The organism is Streptomyces sp. SM1 (genome assembly GCF_002910825.1).
In the GTDB taxonomy this organism is placed as follows: Bacteria; Actinomycetota; Actinomycetes; order Streptomycetales; family Streptomycetaceae; genus Streptomyces; species Streptomyces okerensis.
Map to the genome: position 1 here is coordinate 1 of NZ_NEUB01000581.1, position 675 is coordinate 675.

Here is a 675-nt window from a genome sequence, read left to right on the forward strand (position 1 = left end):
CGGTCGCGGCCGGCGAACAGGGCCTGGGACAGGGCGAGCGCGGTGCGCCGCTCGGCCGGCGACAGGTAGCGGTTGCGGCTGGACAGGGCGAGCCCGTCCTCCTCGCGGACGGTGGGGACGCCGATGATCTCGACGCCGAAGTTCAGGTCCCGCACCATGCGGCGGATCAGGGCGAGCTGCTGGGCGTCCTTCTGGCCGTAGAGGGCGATGTCGGGGCGGGTGAGGTGGAGCAGCTTGGCGACGACGGTGAGCATGCCGTCGAAGTGGCCGGGGCGCGCGGCGCCCTCCAGGCGTTCGCCCATGGGGCCGGCGGTGACGCGGACCTGGGGTTCGCCGCCTGGATAGACCTCGTCCACGGCGGGAGCGAACACGGCGTCCGCGCCCGCCCGGCCGGCGAGCCCGAGGTCGGCGTCCAGGGTGCGCGGGTAGCGGTCCAGGTCCTCGCCCTCGCCGAACTGCAGCGGGTTGACGAACACGGTGACCACGACCTCGCCGTCGGGGCCGGCGACCTCCCGCGCGGTGCGGATCAGCGTGGCGTGGCCCTCGTGCAACGCGCCCATGGTCATCACGACGGCGCGGCGGCCGGCCCGCGCGCGTGCGTGCAGCTCGGCGGCGGTGCGCAGCAGGGTGGGGGTCATCGGGCGGCTCCGTTCCGGGACGCGCGCGTCGTCGTAC

General features: G+C 75.4%; 1 protein-coding gene. It reads right to left on the bottom strand.

Features of this window, described 5'->3' with window-relative positions:
• Positions 1–638, bottom strand: a 638-nt coding sequence (panC, locus tag B9S61_RS14405) for a pantoate--beta-alanine ligase (protein ID WP_103542616.1), incomplete at its 3' end; no start/stop codon positions are given.
• Between the last annotated feature and the right edge of the window lie 37 nt (positions 639–675).